Origin of the sequence: Arthrobacter sp. Soil782 (genome assembly GCF_001428435.1) — a bacterium.
Taxonomy (GTDB): domain Bacteria; phylum Actinomycetota; class Actinomycetes; order Actinomycetales; family Micrococcaceae; genus Arthrobacter_D; species Arthrobacter_D parietis.
Genome location: NZ_LMSO01000001.1, coordinates 416,054 through 442,032 on the forward strand (window position 1 = coordinate 416,054; position 25,979 = coordinate 442,032).

A 25,979-nucleotide genomic window follows, 5' to 3' on the forward strand; every position below is an offset into this window, starting at 1 on the left:
GATAGGTCGGCTCCGCGGGGCTCCGCGCCAATGCCTCGTCCACGACGGTAGACTGTTTTCCCGTGGCTCTTACTATTGGCATCGTCGGACTGCCCAACGTCGGCAAATCAACCCTCTTCAACGCTCTCACCAGGAACAACGTCCTGGCCGCGAACTATCCGTTCGCAACGATCGAGCCGAACGTCGGAGTTGTCAGTCTTCCGGACCCGCGCCTGGGAAAGCTGGCCGAACTGTTCAGCTCTCAGCGCGTGCTGCCCGCAACGGTGTCCTTCGTGGACATTGCCGGCATCGTCAAGGGAGCCTCGGAAGGTGAAGGCCTCGGTAACCAGTTCCTCGCAAACATCCGCGAAGCTGAAGCCATTGCGCAGGTAGTGCGTGTCTTCGACGACCCGGACGTGGTGCACGTGGACGGCGCAGTGAACCCGGTATCCGACATGGAGACGATCAACACCGAACTAATCCTCGCGGATCTTCAGACGCTGGAGAAGGCAATCCCGCGCGTTGAGAAGGAAGTGAAGATCAAGAAGCGCGAGGCTGCGCAGCTGACTGCGATGCAGGCCGCGCAGGGTGTCCTCGAACGGGGCGACACCATCTTCTCTTCGGTCGCAAGCGACAAGCTCGAGATGGAGCATCTACGGGAGCTGAGCCTGCTCACTGCCAAGCCGTTCATCTACGTCTTCAATGCTGATGATTCCGTTCTCGGCAGCGTTGAGCGTCAGAACGAGCTACGCGCCCTGGTCGAACCCGCTGACTGCATTTTCCTTGACGCCAAGCTCGAAGCCGATCTGGTCGAGCTGGATCCGGAGGAAGCGCGTGAAATGCTGGAGATGAACGGACAGGAAGAGTCCGGACTGGACCAGCTTGCCCGCGTCGGCTTCCATACCCTCGGGCTGCAGACCTATCTCACGGCCGGTCCGAAGGAAGCGCGTGCCTGGACCATCCGCAAGGGCGCGACTGCCCCGGAGGCGGCCGGAGTCATTCACTCAGACTTCCAACGCGGATTCATCAAGGCCGAGGTGGTCTCCTTCGATGACCTCGTGGCAGCGGGTTCCATGGCGGAAGCCAAGTCCCGCGGCAAGGTCCGCATCGAAGGCAAGGAATACGTCATGGTCGACGGCGACGTGGTGGAATTCCGCTTCAACGTGTAATCGCGCTTCGGTCTAACGTCTACTTCTCCGCGCGAAGCTCCTCCAGAACCTCAAGCGCTTCATGAGGGGCCGAGTCCTCAGGGGGAGCACGGTGTACGGCGCACCGCGGGATCTTCTTGGCCTGGCCGAGTGGCAAGCGGGATCCCGGCGATTGAGCAGACCCGTGACGGACTTCAGGTTCGAAGTCGGCCGGCAGTCGGTCCGTGTGCTCGAGTTATCCACAAATGGGAGGACGCCAGCCGGCGCAGCGTACTGCCGTCGCAGAATCGTCGTATGGGAATCAGGTACTACGCATACGCGTTCGACAGCGATCAGACCGAGAAGGCACTAGCTGACCCCCTCGCTGTGATCGGCTCAGACCCCCTAGCGGATGCGTGGAGTCTCGAGCCAGGATTCACGCAGGGCGTCACAGGCTGTCCGCGAGGTTGACGGAATCGACGATCTTCCGATTCCCAGTCGCTCCGACGCTGCCAGGGCGGTGGAACTCGCTTGATTGTCTTGGATACGAATGTAGTCTCCGAGGTGTTCAGGCCGCAGCCGGATGCCCGGGTCGTGTCGTGGCTGGAGTCCCTCACCGGTGACGTTGCGATCACTGCCATCACGCTCGCCGAGTTGCTGGCCGGCCTGCGCCGTTTGCCAGAAGGTCGTCGCAAGTCAACGATGACGATGACCATTGAGACTGCGCTTCAACCCTACAAGGGCACTTGGTCGGTGCTCGCCTTCGATGCCGCAGCCGCCGATCACTACGCAGCTGTCTTCGCCGGCCGTGAGGAGGTGGGCCTGCCGATCAGCATGGCAGATGCGCAGATTGCTGCAATTTGTCGAGTGCATGCAGCCACGTATGCGACGCGGAATACGAAGGACTTCGCTGGTGCAGGTGTCGAGTTAATCAACCGGTGGACGGTTCATAGCCACGCTTCATGAAATGGGGAAGATCGAGGTGCTTTTGATCGCTGGAGGGCTGTGGATCCCATATCGTTAACGGGTGGTTACGCGACGTGAAGCAGCTCAGATCCTTGATATTCCGCTGGAGATGGCACACCGTCACGGGATCCCTTCCAGATTGTCAGACGCCGAGTTATCCGAGCTTCTAGACAGTCCACCGGTCTGGCTCGTCCAGTCCAGGGAAAACCGGACGGGAAAGCGACCTGTCTGGGTCCAGTTGATTTGTGTGGTCTGTGGCTTTTCGGAAGCCGCGCGGCCCAAAAAGTGGTGGCCGCCTTTCACGTATGTTTGCTGCGCCCACCACGCCCTCGATGAACTCCCGCCGCTCCTGCCGGGACTGGTTCGCAGCGAGTACGAGGGAATCGGCAGCCGGTTCGTCGGCGTCGTCGATGTAGCGGTGCCTGTTCCCTGACCTCCCTTGCCCGGAAGTGATTTAGCCGGGACGTGGGCGCCTCCGATTCTGCTTGATCTCGGACCGCCCACGCTTGTCTTCCAGTCGGCGACGTTGTGACCCTTGTGTGCGTCGGGTTGGACGACGGATGATCGTGGGAGCGACGGCCTCGCGGAGGAGCTCGGCCAGCCGTTTCCTTGCCGCCGTCCGATTGCGTCGCTGGGAACGGTGCTCAGCAGCGCTGATCGTGAGCACGGTGCCCGACAACCGGGCGGCCAGTCGCGCGAGGGCGAGTTCGCGTTGTACCTCAGTTAGAGCTGTCGTAGTCCCGAGGTCGAGACTGAGTTGGACACGCGAGTCCGTAGTGTTGACGCCCTGGCCTCCCGGTCCAGACGCATGGGAGAACTGCTCGAGCAGTTCTCCAGCCGGCACTGTGAAGCCCCGAGGTGCGCCGGGACCCGGGAGTACGTGCAGGCTATCCACACCTGCAAGTCTGCCGTATTCGGAAGAGTTCAGCCCAGGCTGCGCATGGGTATCGGTCGATGACTGTGCCGGGCTGCAACTGGAGCCGCACCGTTGCCATGCCGTGCCCTGATGGGAAAATTTGGTTGCATCTCGGTAACAACCATCACCGCGCTTTGCTTTTGATACCTAGCGGTAACAATTACCCCTTAGGCTTTTGTGCATGTGAGGCACGCCACTTTGAATCAAAGTGCGTGTCAGTCCTTTGTAAAACCATGAAGGACATCTTCCACAACATGAAACAAGGAGGCGGAATGCGTTTCGGACGTACTTCCAAAGCCGTAGGTGTAGCTGCGATAGCTGCACTTGCACTGAGCGCCTGCGCCGAAAGCGGCGGCGGCGAAGATCCCGGCACAGGCGGCGAGGGCGAAGCATCAGGCGGCGCCGTAACCGTTGCCGAGGTCAACCCTTTTACTTCGTTCAACTCTGACAGCGCCACGGGCAACGTCGACATCAACGGCAAGGTCAGCTACCTGACGCATCAGGACTTCTACTATGTGAATGACGCGCTCGAGGTCATCCGCAACGAAGAATTCGGCACCTATGAAGTGACGTCTGAGGATCCGCTCACCGTTGAGTACACGATCAATGAGGGCGTTGCCTGGTCCGACGGCGAGCCCGTCGATGCCGGCGACCTTCTGCTGTCCTGGGCCGTACAGTCGGGTTATTTCGATGATGAAAACCCCGATGCTGAAACCGGAACCACCTACTTCGCTTACGCCGGCGCCACCGACGGACTCGGACTGACTGGTCTTCCTGAAATCAGTGAAGACGGACGAACCATGACGCTCGAATACACCGAGCCGTACGCTGATTACGAAATTGCGTTCGGCATCCTCGACACCCCGGCGCACGTTGTTGCCACCGGTGGCGGACTGGCTGATGAGGACGCCCTGGTCGAACTGATTCAGACCGCTCCCGCAGGAGATCCTGAGAGCCCCGAGGATCGTCCGGATCTGCAGGCGGTAGCTGAGTACTGGAACACAGCATTCGACACCACCACGCTGCCGTCTGATCCGGCACTCTACCTGTCGAACGGGCCGTACATCGTTCAGGACATGACTCCTGACCAGTCCATGACGCTGGTCCGCAACGAGGACTACGCCTGGGGCCCTGAGCCCGCACTGGATGAAATCACCATCCGCTACATCGGTGATGCCAACGCCCAGGTCCAGGCTCTTCAGAACGGCGAGGTTGACATTGTTCAGCCGCAGGCCTCCGCTGACACCCTTGCCTCCCTCGAGGCAATCGACGGAATCCAGATCCTTGAGGGCGAAGAGCTTTCCTTCGACCACATCGACCTGAACTACTCCGGCGTGTTCGAAGATGAGAATGTTCGCCGTGCGTTCATGTACACCATCCCTCGCGATTCCATCGTCGAGTCGGTCATCGGCCCGCTGGATCCCGAAGCTGAGCCCCGCAACTCCCAGATCTTCGACATCGGAACGGACGGCTATGACGCCGCTGTACCGGTCAACGGATCTCAGGAATTCGCTGAGCCCAACATCGACATGGCCAAGGAACTGCTGGCAGGTGCAACCCCTGAGGTTCGCATCATGTACAACGCTGACAACCCGAACCGGGTTGACGCCTACACGCTGATCGCGGAGAGCGCCGAGCAGGCTGGCTTTACCGTGGTTGACGGCGGGCTTCCCGGTAACGAATGGGGCTCAGCCCTTGGCGGCGGAACCTATGACGCAACCATCTTCGGCTGGGTCAGCCCTGGCGTAGGAGTGAACGGTGTGCCTCAGCTGTACGGCTGTGACTCTGCCTCCAACTTCAACGGCTTCTGCGATGAAGAAGCACAGGCCGCCATGGACGAGCTGATTGTCACCATCGATCCGGCAGAGCAGCAGGAGCTCCAGATCGTCGTTGACACCCGTCTCTTCGAGACCGGCTACGGTCTGCCCCTGTTCCAGTCCATCGGCATCAACGCTGCGGATGAGGCCGTGCAGGGTCTGACCTTCAACCCGGGTCTGGTTGGAGTCTGGTGGAACTTCTGGGAGTGGTCGGTAGCCTAAACAGCTCCGCACCGCCCACGTTCACTAGCTAATCGAAAGCGCTGGGGTCGCACTATTGGCCCCAGCGCTTTCGGGTGCTCCGGCACTTCTTCAGTGATTGGCAAGTGCCAAATTTCGACTAAACGTAACGTGGATTACACTCAGTCCGACATGTCGGGCACAACCCGCTTCCTAAACCCCTGAGGCCAAAAAAGACTATGTTGACGTACATTGTCAGGCGGCTGATCGCTGCCGTACTCATTCTTTTTGGCGCTTCGTTCCTCGTGTACATCCTGACTGCATATTCAGGAGATCCACTCGCGGATCTGCGCCAAAGCAACGCCCCCAATCGTGAGCAGCTCATTCAGCAGCGAATCGATTTATTGGATCTCGATGTGCCGCCCATCCTGCGGTACTTCTCCTGGGTCTCCGGCGCAGTGCGCTGCGTGGTCCCGTTCGCACTCACCTGTGATCTCGGCAATAGCGTCACCGGTATTGAAGTGACACAGCTCCTCGGTCGTGCAATGGGGCAGACCATTATGCTTGTCACCGCCGCCACCATCCTTGCCATTGTCATAGGAATCACGCTGGGCATCGTGACCGCGCTCCGCCAGTACAGCGGACTCGACTACGGCGTCACTTTCATGGCGTTCCTCTTCTTCTCGCTGCCGGTCTTCTGGGTAGCTGTCCTTCTGAAGGAGTTCGGGGCGATCGGATTCAACAACTTCCTGAGCGAACCGGACATCAGCTTTTTCGCCACAATGGTGTGCGGGCTGGTCGGCGCATTCCTCTTCTACCTGAGTACGTCAGGATCCCTGAAGCGCCGTCTTCTATGGACAGCGATCGGATTTGTCTTCGCCTTCGGCCTTATCTGGTTCCTTGACCTCACTGGTTGGTTCCTCACACCGGGCTTTGGTCCGATAGTCGTGGCTCTCCTCTCGGTTGGTATCGCCTACGGCGTGACCCTGCTGACTGCCGGCCTGAAGAACCGCAAGGCCCTCTACAGCTCCCTGATCGTTGTCGCGATCGGAATTGTCGCGTACTTCGCGGTGCAGCCCCTGTTGGACCGTGCAACGCTCCTGATGGTGGTTCTGCTCGGTGTTGCCACCGTCCTGGTCGGCCTCGTCGTCGGATACTTCATGGGCGGTTACGACAAGCGTCAGAACATGACAGCAGCGGGGCTCACCGCGTTCCTGATGGGGTTCCTGATCCTGCTGGACCGCTTCATGCAGGCGTGGCCCTCGTACTTCAACAACAACCGCGTCAACGGCCGTCCAATCGCGACAATCGGTGCCTCCACCCCCAACCTCGAAGGAGACTTCTGGGTGCGGGGACTGGACACGTATACGCACCTGCTGCTTCCCACGATTGCCCTGATGTTGATCTCCCTTGCGGGTTACAGCCGCTATTCACGGGCGTCGATGCTGGAAATCATGAATCAGGACTACATTCGTACCGCAAGAGCGAAGGGCCTGGGGGAGCGCACGGTCGTGATGCGTCACGCATTCCGTAATGCGCTCATTCCGCTGGCCACGCTCGTTGCGTTCGACATTGGTGCGCTCATCGGCGGCGCCATCATCACCGAGCAGGTGTTCGCCTTCAGCGGCATGGGCCAACTGTTCGTTCAGGCACTCGGACGGCAGGACCTCAATCCGGTCATGGGAGTCTTCCTGATCACCGGCATTGTTGCCCTGGTCTTCAACCTGGTGGCCGACCTCGTCTACTCCGTTCTTGACCCGCGAGTGAGGGTGAAAGCATGAGCACTGCAGCACAAGAATCAAAGCGATCGAAGCAGCCTGAGGCGAGAGGCCTCAGTCAGGGCCAACTGGTCCGTAAGCGTTTCTTCGGCCACACTGCCGCGGTGGTCAGTATGGTCATTTTTGCGGGCGTCGTCATCATGGCGTTTACCTCAGTGGGCTATGCCGGAATTCCCGGCTGGTGGAAGTGGGACTACGTGGAAACACCGCCACTTGCCAATCCGACGGGTGCACCCACCTGGACACTGCCGTTCAATTTTGGTGACCATCCCTTTGGGCAGGACCGCGTGGGGCGCGATCTCTTCGCCATGACCATGCGCGGTGCGCAGCTGTCCCTGATTGTGATGTTCCTGATCGGACTCGTGGGCGGCATCATCGGCGTCGTTATTGGTGGTGTGTCCGGATACTTCCGCGGCTGGGTGGAAACGCTGCTGATGCGTCTCACTGACGTCATCATCATCATCCCGCTGGTGATCATCGCAGCGGTGCTGGGCACGTTCGGCAACTCCATTTCTGGGCCGGGCACCTTCTTCGGGGCGATCTTCGGCGGCAGCGCCGGCGTCATCCTGCTGGGAGTCTTCGTCGGGTTTATCATCTGGACCGGCCTGGCGCGTCTGGTCCGCGGTGAATTCCTCAGCCTCCGCGAACGGGAGTTCGTCGATGCAGCCCGCATCGCAGGCGCTTCCAACTCGCGGATCATCTTCAAGCACATCGTGCCGAACGCCGTGGGCGTGATCATCGTCAACACCACCCTGGTCATGGCGTCCGCGATCCTGCTGGAGACGGCGCTGTCCTTCCTCGGACTTGGCGTCCAGGCTCCTGATATCTCGTTGGGTAGCCTGATCAGTGCCAACCAGGCCGCGTTCAGCACCCGCCCGTGGCTCTTCTGGTGGCCGGGTCTGTTCATTGTGATCATCTGCCTGTCGATCAACTTCATCGGCGACGGGCTGCGAGATGCCTTCGACCCCCGGCAGAAGAAGTTCAACGCCAAGAAGGCTGCAGAACCGAAGAAGCCGGCCTGATGAACCGCATACTCGTTGGTGCCCGGCTCAACGCCGGCCGCCCGCGCGCCGGTCTGCTGTCACTGCAGGGCGAAGGTAATCACGCTCAGCAGCAGCAGGCCGGCGACCACGCCAAGCGGTTGCCAGTTGATGCGGCGCTCCACCCGCGCTGCTTCGGTTGCGTCGACGTCGATCAGACCGCTGTCCACACGCCGTTCCCACTCGGATCGGACCAGCAAAGCAGCAAGCCCGGAATCGGTGTTGCTGAGGTCCCCGGGGCGAACGCTTCCACCCGCTCCGTAGCTGGTGCCCGGAAGGTTCTGCATGTGCTCCGGCTTGCCCGCGTGGGTTCCGCGAACTCCGGGAGCAGGCGCAGCCCAGGCGCTGTAGCTGCCGCTCGGCGTGACGAGCTTCAGTGCGTACTTGGTGTCGACATGAATGAGGCCGGCCCATGGAACATCAACGGTCTGGACGGGGTTGCGCAGTTGAACGCCGGCAGGCCCGACAACCACCGCCGGAAACCAGAACAGCCACCATGCCACGGCCGCTACGGCCAGCAGCGGCGCGGCAGTAGCGAGCGCCTGCGGCCCGGACGTCACAACGGAGGCAATCAGGCCCACGACGACGACGGCGCCCGCAATCGCGAGTATCCAGCGGCTGCTGCGGGGGCGGAAGACAGTGGTCTGGGTCGGACCGGTAGGCGAGTTCATCCCCCCATATTTCCAACATTTAGCGTCAGCGCAGTAATCAGCGGGAAAACAGCCCGCCCAAATGCGCCGTACGCACGGTCACACAGTGGAAGGACAGCACTATGACCCACGACATCATTGACGGCAACGGGAGCAACGATCCAACGGAATCCGCTCGCGGACCGGTGCTCGAAGTTCGAAACCTCAGCGTCGACTTCGGGGTGGAAAAGGAATGGGTCCCGGCGGCCATTGACCTGAGTTACTACGTGAACGCAGGTGAAGTGCTTGCGATCGTCGGGGAGTCAGGGTCAGGCAAAAGCGCAAGCTCGATGGCGCTTCTCGGCCTCCTGCCCAGCAACAGCCGTGTCACCGGAGAGGTGATACTGAACGGCAGGTCAATCCTCAATCTTTCCCCGGGGAAGATGAGGGAGGTGCGCGGCAACGATGTCGCGGTCATCTTCCAGGAGCCGATGACCGCGCTGAACCCCGTGTACACGGTCGGGTTCCAGATCGTGGAGACTCTGCGTCTGCACAACGCAATCTCGCCCGATGAGGCGAGGGAGCGCGCCCTCAAACTGCTGGACATGGTGGAGCTCCCTGATCCCGAGAAAGCCTTCCGTTCCTACCCCCACCAGCTCTCCGGGGGGCAGCGGCAGCGCGCCATGATCGCCCAGTCACTCTCGTGTGATCCCAAGCTCCTCATCGCAGATGAGCCCACCACCGCACTCGACGTGACAGTCCAGGCCGAAATCCTCGACCTGATGCGCAACCTGCGCAACAAGCTCGACAGCGCCATTGTGCTCATCACCCACGACATGGGAGTTGTCGCCGACCTCGCAGACCGGATTGCCGTCATGCGTCAGGGCGTCATTGTGGAATCAGGCACGGCAGAGAAGATTTTCAGCCGGCCCGAACATCCCTACACCCAGGATCTGCTCGCAGCTGTACCACATCTGGGTCAGGGAGCAGAGGGCGGCGGTGACGACGTCGACATCACCGCGGCCCTTGCAGCAGCAACCAAATCGGAGCTGGCCGGAGTAGACGCTGAAGAGCTTCAGCGCCGGGAGCGGGTTGTCCTCCAGGGTCTGGAGAAGGAAGTTCAGGCAGAGCGGGAGAGCAGGGGAGAAGCAGTACTCGACCTGGTGAATGTGGTCATCGAGTACCCCAAGCAGGGCCGGGTTCCGGCCTTCCGTGCGGTTGAAAACGCAACCTTGAGCATCCGTCCAGGCGAAGTCATGGGGCTGGTGGGGGAGTCCGGATCGGGCAAGACCACCATCGGGCGCGCAGCGGTCGGGCTCCTTCCCGTTGCCGAAGGAGCGCTCAAAGTCGTGGGTACTGACATCTCCGGTCTCAAGCCCACCTCCCGGGAACTCGGCGCAGTTCGGCGCAGCGTCGGCATGGTGTTCCAGGATCCGTCCTCGTCGCTGAACCCCCGGCTGCCCATCGGTGAAAGCATCGGCGAACCGATGTTCCTCGCCGGAGAAGCCAAGGGCTCCGACTTGCAGAAGCGCATCGAGACACTGCTCGACCAGGTGGAGCTTCCGCGTGCCTACCGGAACCGCTACCCACACGAGCTCTCGGGTGGGCAGAAGCAGCGCGTCGGCATTGCGCGCGCGCTGTCGCTGAAGCCCAAGCTCATGGTTGCTGACGAGCCCACGTCCGCGCTGGACGTGTCCGTCCAGGCCAAGGTGCTAGAGCTCTTCCAGAACCTTCAGAAGGAAATGGGTTTTGCCTGCCTGTTCGTCACCCACGATCTCGCGGTGGTGGACGTTCTCGCCGACCATATCTGCGTGATGCGGCGCGGCAGGATCGTCGAGCAGGGTACCCGCGACCAGATTCTGCGCAACCCCCAGGATCCCTACACGCAGCGGCTCCTTGCGGCTGTGCCGCTGCCGGATCCGGAGAAGCAGCGCGAGCGACGTGAGCTGCGCGCACAGCTTCTGGCGTCGGCCGAGTAGCCAGCTTCCACGAGCGATGACGGCGCCCGCTGCGGTGGGTGCCGTCGTCGTCGTTTAATGTGCCCGTTAGGCCATCTTTTGCCTAGCGCTTAGACTGGTAGTAGTGCGCGCTGTGCTGCCCGCTTCCATATCCTCCGGCACCTCCGCAATCCCGACGAAATCCCCGACGAAACGAGTCATTCCGCATGTCTGTATCCACGAGCAACACTGCAATCCGCAGTGACCTTCGCAACGTTGCCATCGTGGCGCACGTAGACCATGGCAAGACGACGCTCGTTGACGCGATGCTGAGGCAGACCAATTCCTTCGCCGCCCACAACCATCTTGAGGACCGGGTCATGGACTCGGGAGACCTGGAGCGCGAAAAAGGCATCACCATCCTCGCCAAGAACACCACCGTGTTCTACGACGGTCCATCGGCTGAGGGCGAAACAATCACCATCAACGTCATTGACACGCCCGGCCACGCTGACTTCGGCGGCGAGGTTGAGCGCGGACTGTCAATGGTAGACGGCGTGGTCCTGCTCGTTGATGCGTCCGAGGGCCCGCTGCCGCAGACCCGCTTCGTGCTGCGCAAGGCGCTGGCCGCGAAGCTGCCGGTTGTCCTGCTGGTCAACAAGACCGACCGTCCTGACTCCCGCATCGACGAAGTAGTCAGCGAGTCCATGGATTTGCTGCTCGGCCTTGCTTCGGACCTGGCCGATGAGGTTCCGGATCTCGACCTTGACCTCGTGCTCAATGTTCCTGTGGTCTACGCCGCAGCGCGAGCTGGAGCGGCGTCTCTGGAGCAGCCGGCAGACGGCACCGTCCCGGAGAATGACAATCTTGAGCCGCTCTTCAAGACCATCATCGACCACATCCCCGCGCCGCGGTACAACCCGGAGGGCGTCCTGCAGGCTCACGTCACCAACCTGGATGCCTCGCCGTTCCTTGGCCGCCTCGCTCTGCTCCGTATCTTCAACGGGACGCTCCGCAAGGGCCAGCAGGTAGCCTGGGCCCGCCAGAACGGTGAACTGAAGACCGTCAAGATCACCGAGCTGCTCGCCACCAAGGCCCTGGACCGCGTCCCCACCGAATCCGCTGGACCGGGAGAGATTGTTGCTGTCGCCGGTATCGAGGACATCACCATCGGTGAAACCCTGACCGACGTCAACAACCCGCAGCCCCTTCCGCTGATCACCGTGGATGATCCGGCCATCTCCGTCACCATCGGTATCAACACCTCGCCGCTGGCCGGGAAGGTCAAGGGCGCAAAGGTCACCGCGCGCCAAGTAAAGGACAGGCTTGATAAGGAACTGATCGGCAACGTATCGCTGAACGTTCTGCCCACCGCCCGCCCGGATGCCTGGGAAGTCCAGGGACGTGGAGAGCTGGCGCTGGCCATTCTTGTGGAGCAGATGCGCCGCGAAGGTTTTGAGCTGACGGTCGGCAAGCCACAGGTTGTTACCCGGACTGTTGACGGGAAAATCCATGAGCCCATGGAGCACATGACTATCGACGTTCCCGAAGAGTACCTTGGCGGTGTCACCCAGCTGATGGCGGCACGCAAGGGTCGTATGACCAACATGTCCAACCACGGCACCGGTTGGGTTCGGATGGAGTTCATCGTTCCCGCCCGGGGGCTCATTGGTTTCCGTACCAAGTTCCTGACGGACACCCGCGGCGCTGGAATCGCTTCCTCCTACTCCGAGGGCTACGAGCCGTGGGCAGGGGACATCGAGTACCGCACCAACGGATCGATGATCGCGGACCGCGCCGGGGTGGTCACCCCGTTCGCCATGATCAACCTGCAGGAACGCGGTTCCTTCTTTGTGCAGCCGACCTCCGAGGTGTACCAGGGCATGATCGTCGGCGAGAACTCCCGCGCCGATGACATGGAAGTGAACATCACCAAGGAAAAGAAGCTCACCAACATGCGTGCCGCTTCCTCCGATACCTTCGAGAACCTGACGCCTCCCCGCAATCTCACGCTCGAGGAATCACTCGAATTCGCGCGGGAAGACGAGTGCGTCGAGGTGACTCCGGAGTCCATCCGCATCCGCAAGGTGGTTCTCGATCCCAACGAGCGCATGCGCGCTGCCCGTTCCCGCGCCCGCGCCTAGCAGGGTAGGCAGTTGCCGGCTCCCGGCATGCAGGTGAACAAACAGAAGGACGACGACGGCGCCAATCCGGCCGCCGTCGTCGTTCCTTCTGCCCGTAGCGGCGACCGCCCGCGCGGAGTCCTGGCCTCCGTCCTTGGCGGCTCACTTGCGGCTGTGCTTGGCACCGCGCTTCATGCCCATATCTGGTACGTGAACGGTGTCGGGATTCCGGCCGGTGCGCTTGCCTCTGTAGTGCTTGCTACCAGTATTGCCGTGTTCGTTGCCGTGGCTGCCCGCAGCATCTTTTTCGCAGCCCTGACCGGAGTAGTCGCGTACATCCTGGTGGGGCTCGCGGCTTCTTTTTCCGCCGGTGCCCTTATCGCTGCCGGCGTTGAGGTGGAGGGCGCGCTTCCGCCTGTGGCCATTGCCGGCTATGTCTGGGTGATCGGACTGGCCGTCGGAACGGTTGCAGCCGTTGCCCTGTCCTGGTGGGCGTTGCGGCCCTCAGTCCGTCCTGGAGCCGACGCTTTGTAACGACTCTCTGTAGTACTGTCTCAGTCTGCGGTGCGGTCTATATGGTGGGCCAGCATAATGGAGGTCGCGGTGCCGTCCTCGTCCGATTCCCGCCGGGCGTATTCCTCGAACACGTGGCGAATCTTCTCCATCATCTCGGCACGGTTGGTGTCATTGAGCCGCACTCCCAGACGCCACACGTCGATCTCCGAGGGGTTCAGCCCATCGATCTCCTGGAGGAACGTCTCGACGAGTACAGGCGCCGCGTTGGGCATGCGGCTTCCCCACGATAATCCGGTGGCGCGATAGGGGATTTCCTTTGCGCCGCGATTGCCCGTCCGTGGCTCCTCGGCCTTCAAGAATTCGGTGGCGAGCAGGGTCCGCACATGGTGCAGCGCCGTGGCGGGGTTGAGATCCAACACATCGGCGATTTCCTTATTGGTGCGTGCCTTATGCAGGCAGAGCCGGAGGATCCTGAGCCGGACGGGGGAGCTCAGCGCCCTGCCGCGTGCCTGGACGTCCTCATCAGTTTCCATGATTTCCAGCATACGTCAGCAGGCGCTTACTGATTGAATTTAGTCAATCGCGAGGTTCACCCTACTGTGGGAGTTCTCGGACCGCGCCGCGGAGGTGGGGGAGGCACCGGTTTGGCCGCCGTCACGGCAGTCAGCGGAACGACGACGTCCCCGCGCCTTCCTGAAATGGTGCAGGACAGATCGTCCCGTGCAGCCAGGTTGCCGAGTGCATCGGTGAGGCCGTCTTCGATCCGATACCGGACAACAACGCGGGTTCCCAACGGCAGGGAAGTCAGCAGGTGTGCGGCGGAGCTGGACATGGGCATAGCCTGTCATATTACGGCGGGCGCCGGTCGATGCCGGTCCCAACTCCTGTTGCGTTAAGCTGGAAGAGCGACACAGAGCCGTCAACGGCACCAGAATCCTAGGGAAGGCGCGGGAAGTGACCTACGTAATCGCACAGCCGTGCGTGGATGTGAAAGACAAGGCCTGCATTGAGGAATGCCCGGTTGATTGCATCTATGAAGGTGAACGCTCGCTGTACATCCACCCGGATGAGTGCGTGGACTGTGGGGCGTGCGAGCCGGTGTGCCCGGTCGAGGCGATCTACTACGAAGACGACACCCCCGATGAGTGGGCCGAGTACTACAAGGCCAACGTCGAGTTCTTTGATGATCTCGGGTCGCCGGGCGGCGCCGCCAAGCTTGGCAACACCGGGAAGGATCACCCGATCATCGCGGCCCTGCCGCCGCAGAACCAGGAAGCGTGACGTTAGCGTGACACCCAACCGGGCCTTCGGGCTCGACCTCCCGGACTACCCCTGGGATGCCATGGCACCCTATGTCGAGGAAGCCCGGAAGCATCCGGACGGGGCCGTCAACCTTTCGATCGGAACTCCCGTAGATCCCACGCCGGAGGTCGTCCAGCGTGCGCTCCGCGACGCATCGAATGCGCCCGGATACCCCACCACTCACGGCACGATCGAGCTGAGGGAAGCAATCAGCGAGTGGTACCGCCGTCGTCGTTCTGTTGTCGGTCTTGATCCGGCAGATATTTTGCCAACGGTGGGTTCCAAGGAGCTTGTTGCGTGGCTGCCCACGCTGCTGGGGCTGGGAGCGGGCGATGTCGTTGTGCGTCCCACGGTTGCCTATCCCACCTATGACATGGGAGCCCATTTCGCCGGCGCAACACCGGTGGCCGCGGACTCGCTGGCCGAACTGGATCCGGGCACGCGGGCGCGGGTGCGGCTGGTCTGGATCAACTCGCCGTCAAATCCCACCGGCGCGGTCCAGGACGTTGAAGCGCTTCGCGCCGTTGTCGACGAAGCCCGCGCACTGGGTGCCATGGTTGCCTCCGATGAGTGTTACGCCGAACTGGGCTGGGGCGTCTGGGACCCGGCCGAGGGCGGGAACGCGGTGCCCAGCATCCTCGATGAACGCGTCAGCGGAGGGTCCCTTGATCAGCTGCTGTCCGTGTATTCATTGAGCAAGCAGTCCAACCTTGCCGGATATCGGGCCGCGTTCGTGGCCGGTGACAGCGCGGTGCTGGCTAACCTCGTCAACTCGCGGAAGCATGCGGGAATGATCGTGCCGTTTCCTATTCAGGAAGCTATGCGCGCCGCACTCGCGGATGACATGCACGTCGCGGCGCAGAAAGACCTGTACCGAGCGCGGCGAAACCAACTGATACCGGCACTCGAGGCGTTCGGGCTGACCATATCCTTGTCCGATGCCGGCCTCTACCTGTGGGCCACGGCGGGGGAGAACACCTGGCTGACGGTGAAGCGGTTCGCGGAGCTGGGGATCATCGTTGGTCCCGGCACGTTCTACGGTGACGCCGGGAACGGGTTCGTCCGAGTGGCGCTCACGGGTGCGGATGAGCGGGTCGCTGCCGCGGCTGCCCGGCTCAGCATGTGAGAGCGTGTTGCTATTGCACAACAACGCCGCAACCGATTAGTGCTGAAGGCGTTTGTGCCGGTAGCGTTTTAGCTGACTGAGCTGATCCAGCAATTTCGCATGCTTTTCCATAAGCTCCACAAGGAGAGTCAATGACTGAGCACAACGGCGCCTCACTCCAGTATGACGGAGGAAGCTTGAACCTTCCGCTGATCCAGGCGGCAGAGGGCAACCACGGGTACGATGTCTCGAAGCTGCTCAAGCAGACCGGTGCCGTTACCTTCGATCCCGGCTTCATGAACACCGCGGCCACCACCTCAGCAATCACGTACATCGACGGCGATCAGGGCATCCTGCGCTACCGCGGCTACCCCATCGACCAGCTCGCCCAGCATTCGAGTTTCCTTGAGGTTTCCTACCTGCTCATCTATGGGAACCTGCCAACACCGACTGAGCTCGCCGCCTTCGACAACCGCATTCGCAGGCACACCCTTCTGCACGAGGAGCTCAAGGGCTTCTTCGGCGGATTCCCGCGGGATGCCCACCCGATGCCGGTGCTGTCCTCAGCCGTCTCGGCGCTGTCCACGTTCTACCAGGACTCCCTGGACCCGTTCGACGATGAGCAGGTGGAGCTGTCCACGTTCCGCCTGATGGCGAAGCTGCCGGTCATTGCCGCGTACGCGCACAAGAAGTCCATCGGCCAGCCGATGCTGTACCCGGACAACTCCATGAACCTCGTGGAGAACTTCATGCGTTTGTGCTTCGGCCTCCCTGCCGAGCCCTATGATCTCGATCCCACCATGGTCAAGGCGCTGGACCTGCTGCTGATCCTTCATGCGGACCACGAGCAAAACTGCTCCACCTCCACCGTCCGCCTGGTGGGAAGCTCGAACGCCAATATGTTCGCTTCGATTTCCGCCGGCATCAACGCGCTATTCGGCCCGCTGCATGGCGGCGCCAATGAAGCCGTCCTGAACATGCTCCGGGAGATCAAGGCCAAGGGCATGCAGCCCGAGGACTTCATGGAGAAGGTCAAGAACAAGGAAGACGGCGTGAAGCTCATGGGCTTCGGGCACCGCGTCTACAAGAACTATGATCCGCGGGCCAAGATCGTCAAGGCCACCGCCCACGACATCCTTTCAAAGCTCGGCGGCAACGACGAGCTTCTGGACATCGCAATGCGCCTCGAAGAGAAGGCCCTTGCTGATGACTACTTCATCGAGCGCAAGCTCTACCCGAACGTGGACTTCTACACCGGCCTCATCTACAAGGCGATGGGCTTCCCGGAGAAAATGTTCACCGTCCTCTTCGCGATCGGACGCCTGCCGGGGTGGATCGCGCAGTGGCGCGAAATGATGCAGGATCCGCAGACCAAGATCGGCCGTCCGCGCCAGCTGTACACGGGCGCCGGGGAGCGGCACTACCCGGCACGCTAGAAGTTCCAAATGCAGTAACAGTACGACGACGGCCGGTCACCTCCGCAAGGAAGGTGACCGGCCGTCGTCGTACTTCACGTTGCCGTGGCCTTGGCTAGGAGGCGTATCCCTGCGGGTTGTTCTTCTGCCAGCGCCAGTGATCCTCGCACATCTGGTCCAGTGACTTATGCGCCGACCACCCAAGGTCCGCCAGCGCTGACGAAGGATCCGCATAGCTGACGGCTGCGTCTCCCGGCCGCCGGGGAGCGAACTCGTAGGGGATCTCGTGGCCGGCCGCCCTGGAGAAGGCTGCGAGCACCTCAAGCACCGATGAGCCGTTACCTGTCCCCAGGTTCCAGCGGTGCACCCCGGAGTGGGAGGTGAGAAAGTTCAGGGCAGCTACGTGGCCGTCCGCGAGGTCCACCACGTGGATATAGTCGCGGATTCCGGTGCCGTCCGGGGTTGGGTAGTCATTGCCGAAGACCATAACTTTCTCGCGCCTGCCGACCGCCACCTGTGCCACGAACGGCAGCAGGTTGTTCGGGATGCCCGTTGGATCTTCGCCGATACGCCCCGACTCGTGCGCACCCACCGGGTTGAAGTAGCGCAGCAGCGCGATGTTCCAGCGGCCATCGGAGGCACCGACGTCGCTCAGGATGTCCTCGATCTGCTCCTTGGTGCGCCCGTAGGGGTTGGTTGCGTCCAGCGGCATTTTCTCGATCAGCGGTACCTCTTCGGACGCACCGTAGACCGTAGCCGAGGAGCTGAAGACCAGGGTGCGGACGTTGTGGCGGTCCATGGTGCGCAGCAGGTTCAGGGTTCCGCCCACGTTGTTGTGGTAGTAGAACAGCGGTTTTTCCACTGACTCACCCACTGCCTTCAGCCCGGCGAAATGGATGACGGCCTCGACGGCCTCGGCTTCGAACACGGCGTCGAGCGCGTGCTCGTCGAGCAGATCCACCTTGCGGAAAGCCACCTCGCGGCCGGCCAGCTCCTCCACCCGCTTCAGGGCGGTTTCGCTTGAGTTGTAGAGGTTGTCCACTACGACGACGTCGTGGCCCGCCTCCAGGAGTGCAAGTGTGGTGTGCGAGCCAATGTAACCGCTTCCGCCGGTGACGAGTATCTTCATGGGTTCAAGCCTACCGACCAGCGGTATTTCGGACCTAAGTGAGTCACCGGGCTCTTGCTCTGGAGACGTCGGGGCTATCGGTCTACCCTTGGAGGATCACGCGCGCGAGCCGGTTCGGGTTATGCCGGCGGAGAGGCGGGGACACCGCATGCACGTCAATGGAGCGCCCTCCTGGAAAGTGGGAGCGGGCACGTCTCTGGCCATGTGCTTCGCGCTGTATCTGCGGGACTGCGCAGGTCTCGGTGCGATCGGCAAGCCTGCAGTATCGCCGGTGAAGCCCCCTGTCCGCTGCCTGAATCCGCGCCAGGCGGTCCACGCCGCCGGCGGGGTCCCTGCGCTGCGGGTGGAGTGGGAGGCCTGGTGGTATCAACTGGTTGCCGGACATGGAAACGGCACCAACCTTCCTACGCCGCCGGACTTCCCGGAGTTCGACTCCATGCCCGCACTCCAGCGCCTCACCCACGCTCACTATGGAACCGCGTTGGCGTGGACGCAGGAGCGTGAAGCACGCTGGCGCGAGCGCGAACAACAGCGCATGCACGACGTCGGTCAGCGGCGGTTCGGTGATCTCGTCCGGGAACGCGAACTCGAACTTGGACGGCCCGCGAGGAACTTCTCGCTCTCCGTGGTGGAGCTGCCGCTAAGCGAAGACCGGGCCTGGTATGTCGAACCGGACATGCTCATTCTGAGCGAGGACCTCTACGACGACGAAGCGACCTTCCGGAGCTATGTCCAGCCGGTGGTGGAGATCATCGCGTAGCGCCTGCTAGGCGGCGACCTCGGCAAGGGTGATCAGCACCTGCCCGGTCTCAGTTTCTGCGGTGGTCCAGCCGCCGTCGGCCCGGTTCCACTGCAGTCCCGCATGGGAGACGGAAGTGATGCCCAGTTCCTTGGCATTGGCCACCGCAAACTGTGCCGCGGCCCACCCCTCTGATCCGGAGGCGCTGGTCACGAGACCCTCTTCGGTTGCAGCTGTGGGTAGGGCTGGAAAGACGGCTGCGAAGCGTTCGGTCACCGCTGCCGCGCTGCCTGATGCAACGGGCTTACGCAGTACGCAGTTCAGCGAGGCGGGGGATTGGCCCGTCAGCGCTGAGGCGAACGCGCGCGCCTCAGGCTCGTGATCGGCATAAGCGTCCGGGTAAGCGCTGCGCTGAACGAGCTGTGCGGCCTCCGTGATGGGCAGACTCTGGTATCCCGGAACCGTGACCAGCTCATCGTAAAACGCTCCGGCTGCGTAAATGGGATCCTGCACCTGCTCCTCGGTGCCCCAGCCTTGGGACGGACGCTGCTGAAACAGTCCCCGGGAGTCCGGCCCCGCCTGGTCGCCGTAGTCCAAATTCCGCAGGCCCGATTCCTGGACGGCTGTGGCCAGCGCAATCGATACCGCGCGCGGCGGCAGGCCACGGGTCACGGCTACTCCTGCGATAGTGGATGCGTTTGCGGCCTGCTCCGGCGCCAGCTCATAGGTATCCGTACCGACGACGGCGCTGCACCGCTCACGGACCAGCACCTCAGAGGAGTTCAGTTGGCTGATGGCCAGGTAGGCTCCACCGCCGACCACCGCCGTCAACAGCGTGAGGACACCGGCCGCGCGGAGGCGGCGCCGTCGTCGGGCCTGCTTCTTGGTCTGGAGCACTCAAATCCCTAGTTGGCGTGGAGCGCAGCGTTCAGTGCGATGCCCTGCCCCGAGCGCTGCCGGGCTTCGACGACGCCGGTGGTCGAGTTGCGGATGAATAGCACTCCGGACTGTCCCGAGAGGTCGGCAGCCTTGGCGATCGAGCCATCCGGGAGGGTCACCTTGGTTCCTGCCGTGATGTAGAGGCCGGCCTCCACCACGCAGTCGTCACCGAGGGAGATACCGATCCCGGCCTGTGCGCTCAGGAGGCAGCGCTCGCCGATGCTGATGCGTTCCTTGCCGCCGCCTGAGAGGGTACCCATGATCGAGGAGCCGCCGCCGATATCGGAGCCGTTTCCCACGACGACGCCGGCGGAAATGCGTCCCTCGACCATTGAGTGGCCCAGAGTTCCGGCATTGAAGTTGACGAAACCTTCGTGCATGACGGTGGTCCCCTCGGCGAGGTGTGCGCCCAGGCGAACCCGATCGGCGTCGGCGATCCGAACGCCCGAGGGCATCACGTAATCGACCATGCGCGGGAACTTGTCCACGCCGTACACCACCACCGTGCCGCGGGAACGCAGGCGCAGGCGGGTGGTTTCGAAGTTGTTGACGGCGCACGGGCCGAAGTTTGTCCACACGGCGTTCGCGAGCAGTCCGAAGAGGCCGTCGAGGTTTATGCTGTTCGGCTGGACGAGTCGGTGCGAAAGCAGGTGGAGCCGGAGGTAGGCATCCGCTGCGTCGGCGGGCGCGTCGTCGAGCGAAGACACGGTGGTGACTACTTCCTGCGTGACGCTGCGCAGCGCATCGGGCGCCGCGATGGCGGCGAGTTCGGTGCGCAGCGCATGGTCATCGCCTGAAACTTCGCCAAGAACCGGCTGCGGGTACCAGACATCGAGTGTCGTTCCGTCTTCGGCCAGCGTGGCAAGGCCGATGCCGAAGGCGTTCCGTGCGGTGGTCTCGGAGGGGGGCAGGTATGCAGAAGCCGTCTCAGTCATGGCTTCCATTCTACCGAGTTGCGGGTGCCTCCCTCCTCCACCGAGGGCCAGTACGCTGGGGACCATGACAGCTTCCAACACTTTTCGCCTTGATCCGCACGCCGATGTGGCGCAGCTCACTGCCGACATCATGGACATCAATAGTGTCTCGGGTAACGAGCGGGCATTAGCCGATGCGGTGGAAGGGATCCTTCGCACGTGTTCCCACCTGGAAGTGGTCCGGGACGGTGATTCGCTGATCGGCCGCACCAACCTTGGCCGTGCCGAACGGGTCATCCTGGCCGGTCATCTCGATACTGTGCCGCTGCCGCATGTGCCAGGCTCCCGCGGTACCGTCCCGAGCACCTGGGAGGGCGAGGTTCTCTATGGACGTGGTGCCACCGATATGAAGGGCGGAGTCGCCGTCCAGTTGGCGCTTGCTGCCGCGCTGACAGAGCCGTCCCGGGACATCACCTACGTCTTTTACGACCATGAGGAAGTCGAGGCATCCCTCAGCGGACTCGGCCGGTTGGCTGACAGGTACCCGGACTGGCTCGAGGCGGATTTCGCGGTGCTGCTCGAACCCACCAACGGCACCGTCGAAGGCGGCTGCAATGGAACGGCCCGCTTCAATGTCACGACGACGGGGCGCGCCGCCCACTCTGCACGGGCCTGGATGGGGGAGAACGCCATTCACGCAATGGCGGAGGTGCTTGTTCGGCTTCGGGACCACGAGCCGACCACGGTATCGGTGGACGGACTGGATTTCCGGGAGAGCCTCAATGCTGTCCTGATCAGCGGTGGCACCGCGGGGAATGTCATTCCCGATCGCGCCGTTGTCGAGGTGAACTACCGGTTTGCTCCTGACAAGACCCCCGAGGACGCCGAAAAGTACGTCCGTGACCTGCTTGTTGGTTTTGAGGTGGAGCGGACCGACGTGGCTGCCGGCGCGCGGCCCGGGCTGAACCATCCCGCTGCCGCTGCCTTTGTCGCTGCGGTCGGTGGAGAGCCGAAGCCGAAGTACGGCTGGACCGACGTGGCTCGTTTTAGCGCACTCGGCATCCCCGCCGTGAACTTCGGGCCCGGGGACGCGCTGCTCGCTCATTCGGACGACGAACATGTCCAGGCAGAGGCTGTTCGTACCTGCCTCAAGGCGTTAAGCGACTGGCTCGCCTAGGCCTGAGGTCGAGGCGAGCCAGTCGTTCATTGGGCGGGGAGGAATCTGCGGTTGGCCTAACCGGCGTTTGTAGCGTCGGTCACCAGGACTTTCTCGTTCTTGTCCTTACGGGTCTTTCCGCCCGTCCTGAAGCTCAATCGGCCGGAGAGCTTGGTGGCGAAAGTGGTCAACATGAAGTTGATGATGATGAAGATCACCGCAGCGACGATGAGGGCCTGGAAGATGTTTCCCTCGCCCGATCCCAACCGACGGGAGTAGGCGAGTAGCTCGGAGTACGTGATGATGTACCCCAGCGCTGAGTCTTTGAGGATGACGACAAACTGGCTGACTAGTGCAGGCAGCATGGCGACCAGTGCCTGTGGAACCTCGATCGAGCGCAGCGACTGACTTCTAGTCATACCGATCGCCAGTCCTGCCTCTCGCTGTCCTTTCGGGAGGTTGTACACGCCGGACCGCACGAGTTCGGCGATGACCGAACCGTTATACAGCGTGAGTCCGAGGACTACCGCAGCGAACGGCGAGTCCTGCGGACGGAGGAGGTCAAGGGTGCCGAGGAGCAACCAGAAGAAGATCATCATGAGGAGCACGGGTACTGCCCGGAAAAATTCGACGACGATTCCGCTGATCCACCGGATGACCGCAACATGGGAAAGTCGACCCAAACCGAAGATCAAACCGAAGACGATAGAGGTGACAACCGAGATAGCGGCCGCACGGAGGGTGTAGAGCAGCCCCTCGAGCAGGAAGAACCGCCAGGTGTCCCACTCCAGGAATGGAGTCCATTTTTCGGGCGCAAACTGCCCCTGAGCGGCCAGTGCCATGATCAGGTAACCAATGAGTCCGACAATCAGAACGGCACCGATGATGTTGCCGATCAGGATATTGCGACGGGATCTCGGACCCGGCGCATCGAACAGAACTTGCTGTGCGCTCATCGTGCCACCGCCAGTTTCTTCGAAGCCCAGGTTGTGAGCAGGCCGATTGGGATGACGAGAATGACGAATCCGAGCGCGAATGTGAAGAAGATTGGGTAGATAACGTCGGAGCGGAACTCAATCATTTCCTTCATCACCGTTGAGGTTTCGATGGCAACCGACCCCGCGGCCGCGACCGTCGAATTCTTGATGAGCGCAATCAGTACGTTACCGAGCGGCGCAATCGCCCCGCGGAACGCCTGCGGGAGGATGATCAGGCGAGCAGCGGGCATGAAGCTCAGACCTATTGCGCGGGCCGCTTCGGCCTGGCCGAGGGGGACGGTGTTTACTCCGCTGCGAATAGCTTCGCAAACGAAGGCTGCGTGGTAGATGGCGAGCCCGAGGATGGCGATCCGGAAGAGGCTCACATTGAGGTCTTCAGCAAGCGTGAAGCCGAGTTGGCCGAACAGACCGAGGAACCCGAAGGCGAGGATGATCGTCAGGGGCGTGTTCCTGAAGATGTTGACATACGCCGCGCCGAGCCACTGCAAGCTCGCAATGGGTGAGATTCGCATGAGCGCGAGAACCGTGCCCAGCAACAGCGCCCAAACCCCAGCCCAAAGGGTCAGCTGAATATTGACCCAAAATGCCCCGAGGACATCGTATTCGACCAGGAGGGACAGATAGTCCTCCATTTATTCGGCCTCCAATACATAGATGAGCGGTGGGACAGCCGGAGCCGCCCCACCGCGATGAGTGTCAATCAGACGCAGTCATCGGGCGTCGGCGGGTTCAGCTCCGAGTTCGGCTCGTAGTCAACGCCTTCAAGGTTGTTCGCCAGTGCTTCTTCCCAGGCGCCTTCTTCGATCATCTTCTCGATCGCCGCGTTGATGTCCGAGCAGAGTTCGCTGCCCTTGGTGAGGCCGACTCCGTAGCGCTCCTCCGAGAAGGTGTTGCCGACAACCTTGAAGTCGCCGCTTTCCGCATTAGCAGCGAGCCCGGCAAGGATGATGTCATCGGTGGTGACGGCGTCAATAGCACCGCTCGCCATGACGGAAACGCACTCGGCGTAGCCTGGCTGCTCGACAAGGTTGACGCCGGGGTACTCTTCCTTGATCTTGGTCGCCGACGTTGATCCGGTGACTGAGCAGAGGTTCTTGCCCTCAAGATCTTCCGGACCGGAGATGTCGCTGTCGGCAGGAACCAGTAGGTCCTGACCGGCAATGAAGTATGGACCCGCGAAGTCGACAGTTTCCTTGCGGGTGTCCGTAATCGAGTACGTCGCGAAGATCATGTCGACCTGCTCGTTGGCCAGCATATTTTCGCGGTTGGCCGAAGGGGCTTCCACCCATTCAATCTGGTCTTCGCTGTAGCCGAGCTCGCCTGCTACGTACTTGGCCACATCGACGTCGAAGCCGGTGTACTCGCCGCCCTCGTCGAAGCCGAGGCCGGGCTGATCGAATTTGATGCCAATGCGGACGGAGTCAGCAGCTGCTTCGCCGGTGCCTTCTCCGCCGCTTTCAGGCTCGCCTCCGCCGCCACAGGCGGACAGGGTGAGTGCGGCAGCCGCGGCCATCGCCAATGCGCCGTATCGTGTTTTTCGCATGATTTCTCCTCGCGTTATTTCCTGATGGGAATTCGTAGGTGGTTAGTGGGCAAGGATCTTGCCGAGGAAGTCCTTGGCGCGATCGCTCTGCGGATTGGTGAAGAACTCTTCCGGGGTGGCCTGTTCAACAATCTGGCCGTCCGCCATGAAGATCACGCGGTCGGCAGCTTTGCGGGCAAAGCCCATCTCGTGGGTGACCACAATCATGGTCATCCCTTCCTTTGCCAGTGCAACCATGGCGTCCAGAACCTCATTGATCATCTCCGGGTCCAGCGCGGACGTCGGTTCATCGAACAGCATCACCTTTGGCTGCATCGCGAGAGCCCGTGCAATGGCAACGCGCTGCTGCTGGCCTCCGGACAGCTGCGCGGGGAGCTTTTGCGCCTGGTTGTCCACGCCAACGCGCTTCAGCAGCGACATCGAAAGCTCTTTCGCTGCCGCGGCCTTCATCCCCTTGACCTTGACAGGGCCGAGCGAGACGTTCTCGAGAATGGACTTGTGGGCGAACAGGTTGAAGGACTGGAAGACCATGCCGACGTCGGCACGAAGCTTTGCCAGCGCCTTGCCTTCCGCGGGCAATTCCTTGCCGTCGATCCGGATCTCGCCGTTGTCGATAGTTTCCAGGCGGTTGATGGCGCGGCAGAGCGTGGACTTGCCGGATCCGGAGGGCCCGATCACCACCACCACCTCGCCGCGGGCAACTTCGAGGTTGATGTCCTTGAGCACATGGAGTTCACCGAAGTGCTTGTTGACGTTCTTCAAGGAGACGAGCGGCTGTGCTGACGAGTTGGACGCGGACGTTGGCGTGCTCGATTGTGTGTCACGAGTCATAGAGAGAAATGTAGCGAAGAATTCCCCACCGGCGATACATCGGCTGGCCCAAAGTGGAAATCGTGATTCAAGAGCAACCAACGCAGAAGGGTCCCTGCGGAGGTTAGCCTTGGATATATGAGTCCCCACAGCGGCACAAACGATCAGCACACAGGCCCTCCCGCGGCACCGGCGCGGCGTCGCGGACAGGTGGAACTCCGTCGGGACCAGGCGAGCACCGCGCAGTCGGATCAGTACCTGTTGGACTCCGACGAGGAAACCCCCTTCACCAAGACTGATCCCTGGCGGGTCCTGCGGATCCAGAGCGAATTCGTGGAGGGTTTCGGGACCCTGTCGGAACTGGGACGTGCCATCAGTGTTTTCGGCTCCGCGCGGACTCCGAGGGACTCTCCGTACTACGCAATGGGTGAAGAAGTGGGACGGCTCCTGGTGGAAGCCGGGTACGCCGTCATCACCGGCGGAGGCCCGGGCGCAATGGAGGCTGCTAACAAGGGTGCCTGCGAGGCGGGCGGTGTGTCCGTGGGGCTCGGCATCGAACTGCCCTTCGAACAGGGAATGAACGAGTGGGTGGACCTCGGCATCAACTTCCGCTACTTCTTCGCCCGCAAGACCATGTTCGTCAAGTACGCACAGGGCTTCATTGTATTGCCCGGAGGTTTTGGGACCCTGGATGAGCTCTTCGAGGCGATGACGCTGGTCCAGACGCAGAAGGTCACGTCCTTCCCGATCGTGCTGATCGGTTCCGACTTCTGGGGTCCGCTGTGGAACTGGGTGCGGGACACACTGCTTGCCAACGGAATGATTTCGGAGAAGGACCTGTCACTGGTTCACCTGGTCGATGACCCTGCCGACGCCGTTCGCGCCGTCCTCGCTGATACAGCCCGCCACACTGGACCCTGA

At 61.9% G+C, this 25,979-nt stretch carries 26 protein-coding genes; 15 read left to right on the forward strand and 11 right to left on the reverse strand.

Annotated features, from left to right (window positions below):
• The first annotated feature begins 62 nt into the window (after window positions 1–62).
• The 3 genes from ychF to ASH00_RS16930 all read left to right on the forward strand — a co-directional run bounded on the left by ychF (window position 63) and on the right by ASH00_RS16930 (window position 2,505).
• Window positions 63–1,148 carry a redox-regulated ATPase YchF gene (gene ychF / locus ASH00_RS02005; RefSeq protein ID WP_056544300.1) on the forward strand — a complete coding sequence of 362 codons (1,086 nt, stop codon included), beginning with the start codon at window positions 63–65 and terminating at the stop codon, window positions 1,146–1,148.
• Between the two features lie 498 nt (window positions 1,149–1,646).
• Window positions 1,647–2,072 (forward strand): type II toxin-antitoxin system VapC family toxin, encoded by a 426-nt coding sequence (locus ASH00_RS02010; RefSeq protein WP_235563121.1) that lies wholly within the window; start codon window positions 1,647–1,649, stop codon window positions 2,070–2,072.
• Between the two features lie 61 nt (window positions 2,073–2,133).
• Entirely contained in the window at window positions 2,134–2,505 is a 372-nt protein-coding gene (locus ASH00_RS16930; RefSeq protein WP_082565836.1) for a hypothetical protein, read from the forward strand.
• 21 nt (window positions 2,506–2,526) lie between these two features.
• Here the strand turns inward: ASH00_RS16930 and arfB are convergent, their stop codons facing one another.
• Window positions 2,527–2,967, reverse strand: a complete 441-nt coding sequence (arfB, locus tag ASH00_RS16300; RefSeq protein WP_082565837.1) for an alternative ribosome rescue aminoacyl-tRNA hydrolase ArfB — start codon at window positions 2,965–2,967, stop codon at window positions 2,527–2,529.
• A 293-nt stretch (window positions 2,968–3,260) separates the two neighbouring features.
• Between arfB and ASH00_RS02015 the strand changes: the two genes are divergently transcribed.
• The 3 genes from ASH00_RS02015 (at window position 3,261) to ASH00_RS02025 (ending at window position 7,785) form a co-directional block, all read left to right on the forward strand.
• On the forward strand, window positions 3,261–5,027 hold the full coding sequence (locus tag ASH00_RS02015) for an ABC transporter family substrate-binding protein (RefSeq protein WP_056544307.1): 1,767 nt from the start codon (window positions 3,261–3,263) through the stop codon (window positions 5,025–5,027).
• Between the two features lie 197 nt (window positions 5,028–5,224).
• A complete protein-coding gene (locus tag ASH00_RS02020; protein ID WP_056544310.1) occupies window positions 5,225–6,766 on the forward strand; it encodes an ABC transporter permease in 1,542 nt (513 codons plus the stop codon).
• The gene (locus tag ASH00_RS02025) at window positions 6,763–7,785 is read left to right on the forward strand and encodes an ABC transporter permease (protein WP_056544313.1); all 1,023 of its coding nucleotides are present in this window, start codon (window positions 6,763–6,765) and stop codon (window positions 7,783–7,785) included. The genes ASH00_RS02020 and ASH00_RS02025 overlap by 4 nt, the downstream gene beginning before the upstream one ends.
• Window positions 7,786–7,844: 59 nt before the next feature.
• Here the strand turns inward: ASH00_RS02025 and ASH00_RS02030 are convergent, their stop codons facing one another.
• On the reverse strand, window positions 7,845–8,474 hold the full coding sequence (locus ASH00_RS02030) for a PH domain-containing protein (RefSeq protein ID WP_056544315.1): 630 nt from the start codon (window positions 8,472–8,474) through the stop codon (window positions 7,845–7,847).
• 101 nt (window positions 8,475–8,575) lie between these two features.
• Between ASH00_RS02030 and ASH00_RS02035 the strand changes: the two genes are divergently transcribed.
• From ASH00_RS02035 to ASH00_RS02045, 3 genes are all read left to right on the forward strand, one after another.
• Window positions 8,576–10,411 carry an ABC transporter ATP-binding protein gene (locus ASH00_RS02035; RefSeq protein WP_056544318.1) on the forward strand — a complete coding sequence of 612 codons (1,836 nt, stop codon included), beginning with the start codon at window positions 8,576–8,578 and terminating at the stop codon, window positions 10,409–10,411.
• 185 nt (window positions 10,412–10,596) lie between these two features.
• Window positions 10,597–12,513 carry a translational GTPase TypA gene (typA, locus tag ASH00_RS02040; RefSeq protein ID WP_056544321.1) on the forward strand — a complete coding sequence of 639 codons (1,917 nt, stop codon included), beginning with the start codon at window positions 10,597–10,599 and terminating at the stop codon, window positions 12,511–12,513.
• A 27-nt stretch (window positions 12,514–12,540) separates the two neighbouring features.
• Entirely contained in the window at window positions 12,541–13,026 is a 486-nt protein-coding gene (locus ASH00_RS02045) for a hypothetical protein (RefSeq protein ID WP_056544324.1), read from the forward strand.
• Between the two features lie 20 nt (window positions 13,027–13,046).
• On the opposite strand, the gene ASH00_RS02050 is transcribed toward ASH00_RS02045, so the two are convergent.
• Both ASH00_RS02050 and ASH00_RS02055 read right to left on the reverse strand, forming a co-directional pair.
• Window positions 13,047–13,541, reverse strand: coding sequence for an ArsR/SmtB family transcription factor (locus ASH00_RS02050; protein ID WP_056546499.1), 495 nt, complete (start codon window positions 13,539–13,541; stop codon window positions 13,047–13,049).
• Between the two features lie 56 nt (window positions 13,542–13,597).
• The gene (locus ASH00_RS02055; protein ID WP_056546501.1) at window positions 13,598–13,840 is read right to left on the reverse strand and encodes a putative acetyltransferase; all 243 of its coding nucleotides are present in this window, start codon (window positions 13,838–13,840) and stop codon (window positions 13,598–13,600) included.
• Window positions 13,841–13,962: 122 nt separating this feature from the next.
• On the opposite strand from ASH00_RS02055, the gene fdxA reads away from it, so the two are divergent.
• The 3 genes from fdxA (at window position 13,963) to ASH00_RS02070 (ending at window position 16,851) form a co-directional block, all read left to right on the forward strand.
• Window positions 13,963–14,289 (forward strand): ferredoxin, encoded by a 327-nt coding sequence (fdxA, locus tag ASH00_RS02060; RefSeq protein WP_056544327.1) that lies wholly within the window; start codon window positions 13,963–13,965, stop codon window positions 14,287–14,289.
• Window positions 14,290–14,296: 7 nt separating this feature from the next.
• The gene (gene dapC / locus ASH00_RS02065) at window positions 14,297–15,436 is read left to right on the forward strand and encodes a succinyldiaminopimelate transaminase (RefSeq protein ID WP_056544329.1); all 1,140 of its coding nucleotides are present in this window, start codon (window positions 14,297–14,299) and stop codon (window positions 15,434–15,436) included.
• A 131-nt stretch (window positions 15,437–15,567) separates the two neighbouring features.
• Window positions 15,568–16,851, forward strand: coding sequence for a citrate synthase (locus ASH00_RS02070; RefSeq protein WP_056544333.1), 1,284 nt, complete (start codon window positions 15,568–15,570; stop codon window positions 16,849–16,851).
• Between the two features lie 94 nt (window positions 16,852–16,945).
• On the opposite strand, the gene galE is transcribed toward ASH00_RS02070, so the two are convergent.
• Entirely contained in the window at window positions 16,946–17,959 is a 1,014-nt protein-coding gene (gene galE, locus ASH00_RS02075; RefSeq protein WP_056544335.1) for a UDP-glucose 4-epimerase GalE, read from the reverse strand.
• A 148-nt stretch (window positions 17,960–18,107) separates the two neighbouring features.
• Here galE and ASH00_RS02080 point away from each other — a divergent pair, with 148 nt between their 5' ends.
• A complete protein-coding gene (locus ASH00_RS02080) occupies window positions 18,108–18,719 on the forward strand; it encodes a hypothetical protein (protein WP_157358964.1) in 612 nt (203 codons plus the stop codon).
• A 6-nt stretch (window positions 18,720–18,725) separates the two neighbouring features.
• Here the strand turns inward: ASH00_RS02080 and ASH00_RS02085 are convergent, their stop codons facing one another.
• Together ASH00_RS02085 and dapD are read right to left on the reverse strand one after the other, a co-directional pair.
• The gene (locus ASH00_RS02085) at window positions 18,726–19,595 is read right to left on the reverse strand and encodes a hypothetical protein (protein ID WP_056544339.1); all 870 of its coding nucleotides are present in this window, start codon (window positions 19,593–19,595) and stop codon (window positions 18,726–18,728) included.
• Window positions 19,596–19,603: 8 nt separating this feature from the next.
• Window positions 19,604–20,572 (reverse strand): 2,3,4,5-tetrahydropyridine-2,6-dicarboxylate N-succinyltransferase, encoded by a 969-nt coding sequence (dapD, locus tag ASH00_RS02090; RefSeq protein WP_056544342.1) that lies wholly within the window; start codon window positions 20,570–20,572, stop codon window positions 19,604–19,606.
• Window positions 20,573–20,636: 64 nt separating this feature from the next.
• Here dapD and dapE point away from each other — a divergent pair, with 64 nt between their 5' ends.
• The gene (dapE, locus tag ASH00_RS02095) at window positions 20,637–21,728 is read left to right on the forward strand and encodes a succinyl-diaminopimelate desuccinylase (RefSeq protein WP_056544345.1); all 1,092 of its coding nucleotides are present in this window, start codon (window positions 20,637–20,639) and stop codon (window positions 21,726–21,728) included.
• 56 nt (window positions 21,729–21,784) lie between these two features.
• Here the strand turns inward: dapE and ASH00_RS02100 are convergent, their stop codons facing one another.
• The 4 genes from ASH00_RS02100 to ASH00_RS02115 all read right to left on the reverse strand — a co-directional run bounded on the left by ASH00_RS02100 (window position 21,785) and on the right by ASH00_RS02115 (window position 25,079).
• Complete coding sequence (locus tag ASH00_RS02100; protein ID WP_056544348.1) at window positions 21,785–22,663, reverse strand: amino acid ABC transporter permease; 879 nt, start codon at window positions 22,661–22,663, stop codon at window positions 21,785–21,787.
• On the reverse strand, window positions 22,660–23,337 hold the full coding sequence (locus tag ASH00_RS02105; RefSeq protein ID WP_056544351.1) for an amino acid ABC transporter permease: 678 nt from the start codon (window positions 23,335–23,337) through the stop codon (window positions 22,660–22,662). Before ASH00_RS02105 ends, ASH00_RS02100 begins: the two co-directional genes overlap by 4 nt.
• A gap of 68 nt (window positions 23,338–23,405) precedes the next feature.
• Window positions 23,406–24,248 carry a glutamate ABC transporter substrate-binding protein gene (locus ASH00_RS02110; protein ID WP_056544354.1) on the reverse strand — a complete coding sequence of 281 codons (843 nt, stop codon included), beginning with the start codon at window positions 24,246–24,248 and terminating at the stop codon, window positions 23,406–23,408.
• 42 nt (window positions 24,249–24,290) lie between these two features.
• Window positions 24,291–25,079: an amino acid ABC transporter ATP-binding protein gene (locus ASH00_RS02115; RefSeq protein ID WP_056544357.1), complete on the reverse strand. Its 789-nt coding sequence runs from the start codon at window positions 25,077–25,079 to the stop codon at window positions 24,291–24,293.
• A gap of 117 nt (window positions 25,080–25,196) precedes the next feature.
• Here ASH00_RS02115 and ASH00_RS02120 point away from each other — a divergent pair, with 117 nt between their 5' ends.
• Window positions 25,197–25,979 (forward strand): TIGR00730 family Rossman fold protein, encoded by a 783-nt coding sequence (locus ASH00_RS02120; RefSeq protein ID WP_056544359.1) that lies wholly within the window; start codon window positions 25,197–25,199, stop codon window positions 25,977–25,979.

What these genes read in the sequence shown, in the direction of transcription:
- ASH00_RS02080 (WP_157358964.1), top strand. Translation starts at nt 18,108, where the DNA reads ATGCACGTCAATGGAGCGCCCTCCTGGAAAGTGGGAGCGGGCACGTCT.
- ASH00_RS02070 (WP_056544333.1), top strand. Translation starts at nt 15,568, where the DNA reads ATGACTGAGCACAACGGCGCCTCACTCCAGTATGACGGAGGAAGCTTG.
- galE (WP_056544335.1), bottom strand. Translation starts at nt 17,959, where the DNA reads ATGAAGATACTCGTCACCGGCGGAAGCGGTTACATTGGCTCGCACACC.
- dapE (WP_056544345.1), top strand. Translation starts at nt 20,637, where the DNA reads ATGACAGCTTCCAACACTTTTCGCCTTGATCCGCACGCCGATGTGGCG.
- typA (WP_056544321.1), top strand. Translation starts at nt 10,597, where the DNA reads ATGTCTGTATCCACGAGCAACACTGCAATCCGCAGTGACCTTCGCAAC.
- ASH00_RS02110 (WP_056544354.1), bottom strand. Translation starts at nt 24,248, where the DNA reads ATGCGAAAAACACGATACGGCGCATTGGCGATGGCCGCGGCTGCCGCA.
- ASH00_RS02120 (WP_056544359.1), top strand. Translation starts at nt 25,197, where the DNA reads ATGAGTCCCCACAGCGGCACAAACGATCAGCACACAGGCCCTCCCGCG.
- ASH00_RS02025 (WP_056544313.1), top strand. Translation starts at nt 6,763, where the DNA reads ATGAGCACTGCAGCACAAGAATCAAAGCGATCGAAGCAGCCTGAGGCG.
- ASH00_RS02055 (WP_056546501.1), bottom strand. Translation starts at nt 13,840, where the DNA reads ATGTCCAGCTCCGCCGCACACCTGCTGACTTCCCTGCCGTTGGGAACC.
- ASH00_RS02030 (WP_056544315.1), bottom strand. Translation starts at nt 8,474, where the DNA reads ATGAACTCGCCTACCGGTCCGACCCAGACCACTGTCTTCCGCCCCCGC.
- ASH00_RS02050 (WP_056546499.1), bottom strand. Translation starts at nt 13,541, where the DNA reads ATGGAAACTGATGAGGACGTCCAGGCACGCGGCAGGGCGCTGAGCTCC.
- ASH00_RS02035 (WP_056544318.1), top strand. Translation starts at nt 8,576, where the DNA reads ATGACCCACGACATCATTGACGGCAACGGGAGCAACGATCCAACGGAA.
- ASH00_RS02105 (WP_056544351.1), bottom strand. Translation starts at nt 23,337, where the DNA reads ATGGAGGACTATCTGTCCCTCCTGGTCGAATACGATGTCCTCGGGGCA.
- ASH00_RS02115 (WP_056544357.1), bottom strand. Translation starts at nt 25,079, where the DNA reads ATGACTCGTGACACACAATCGAGCACGCCAACGTCCGCGTCCAACTCG.
- ASH00_RS02045 (WP_056544324.1), top strand. Translation starts at nt 12,541, where the DNA reads ATGCAGGTGAACAAACAGAAGGACGACGACGGCGCCAATCCGGCCGCC.
- ASH00_RS02015 (WP_056544307.1), top strand. Translation starts at nt 3,261, where the DNA reads ATGCGTTTCGGACGTACTTCCAAAGCCGTAGGTGTAGCTGCGATAGCT.
- ASH00_RS02020 (WP_056544310.1), top strand. Translation starts at nt 5,225, where the DNA reads ATGTTGACGTACATTGTCAGGCGGCTGATCGCTGCCGTACTCATTCTT.
- ASH00_RS02100 (WP_056544348.1), bottom strand. Translation starts at nt 22,663, where the DNA reads ATGAGCGCACAGCAAGTTCTGTTCGATGCGCCGGGTCCGAGATCCCGT.
- dapD (WP_056544342.1), bottom strand. Translation starts at nt 20,572, where the DNA reads ATGACTGAGACGGCTTCTGCATACCTGCCCCCCTCCGAGACCACCGCA.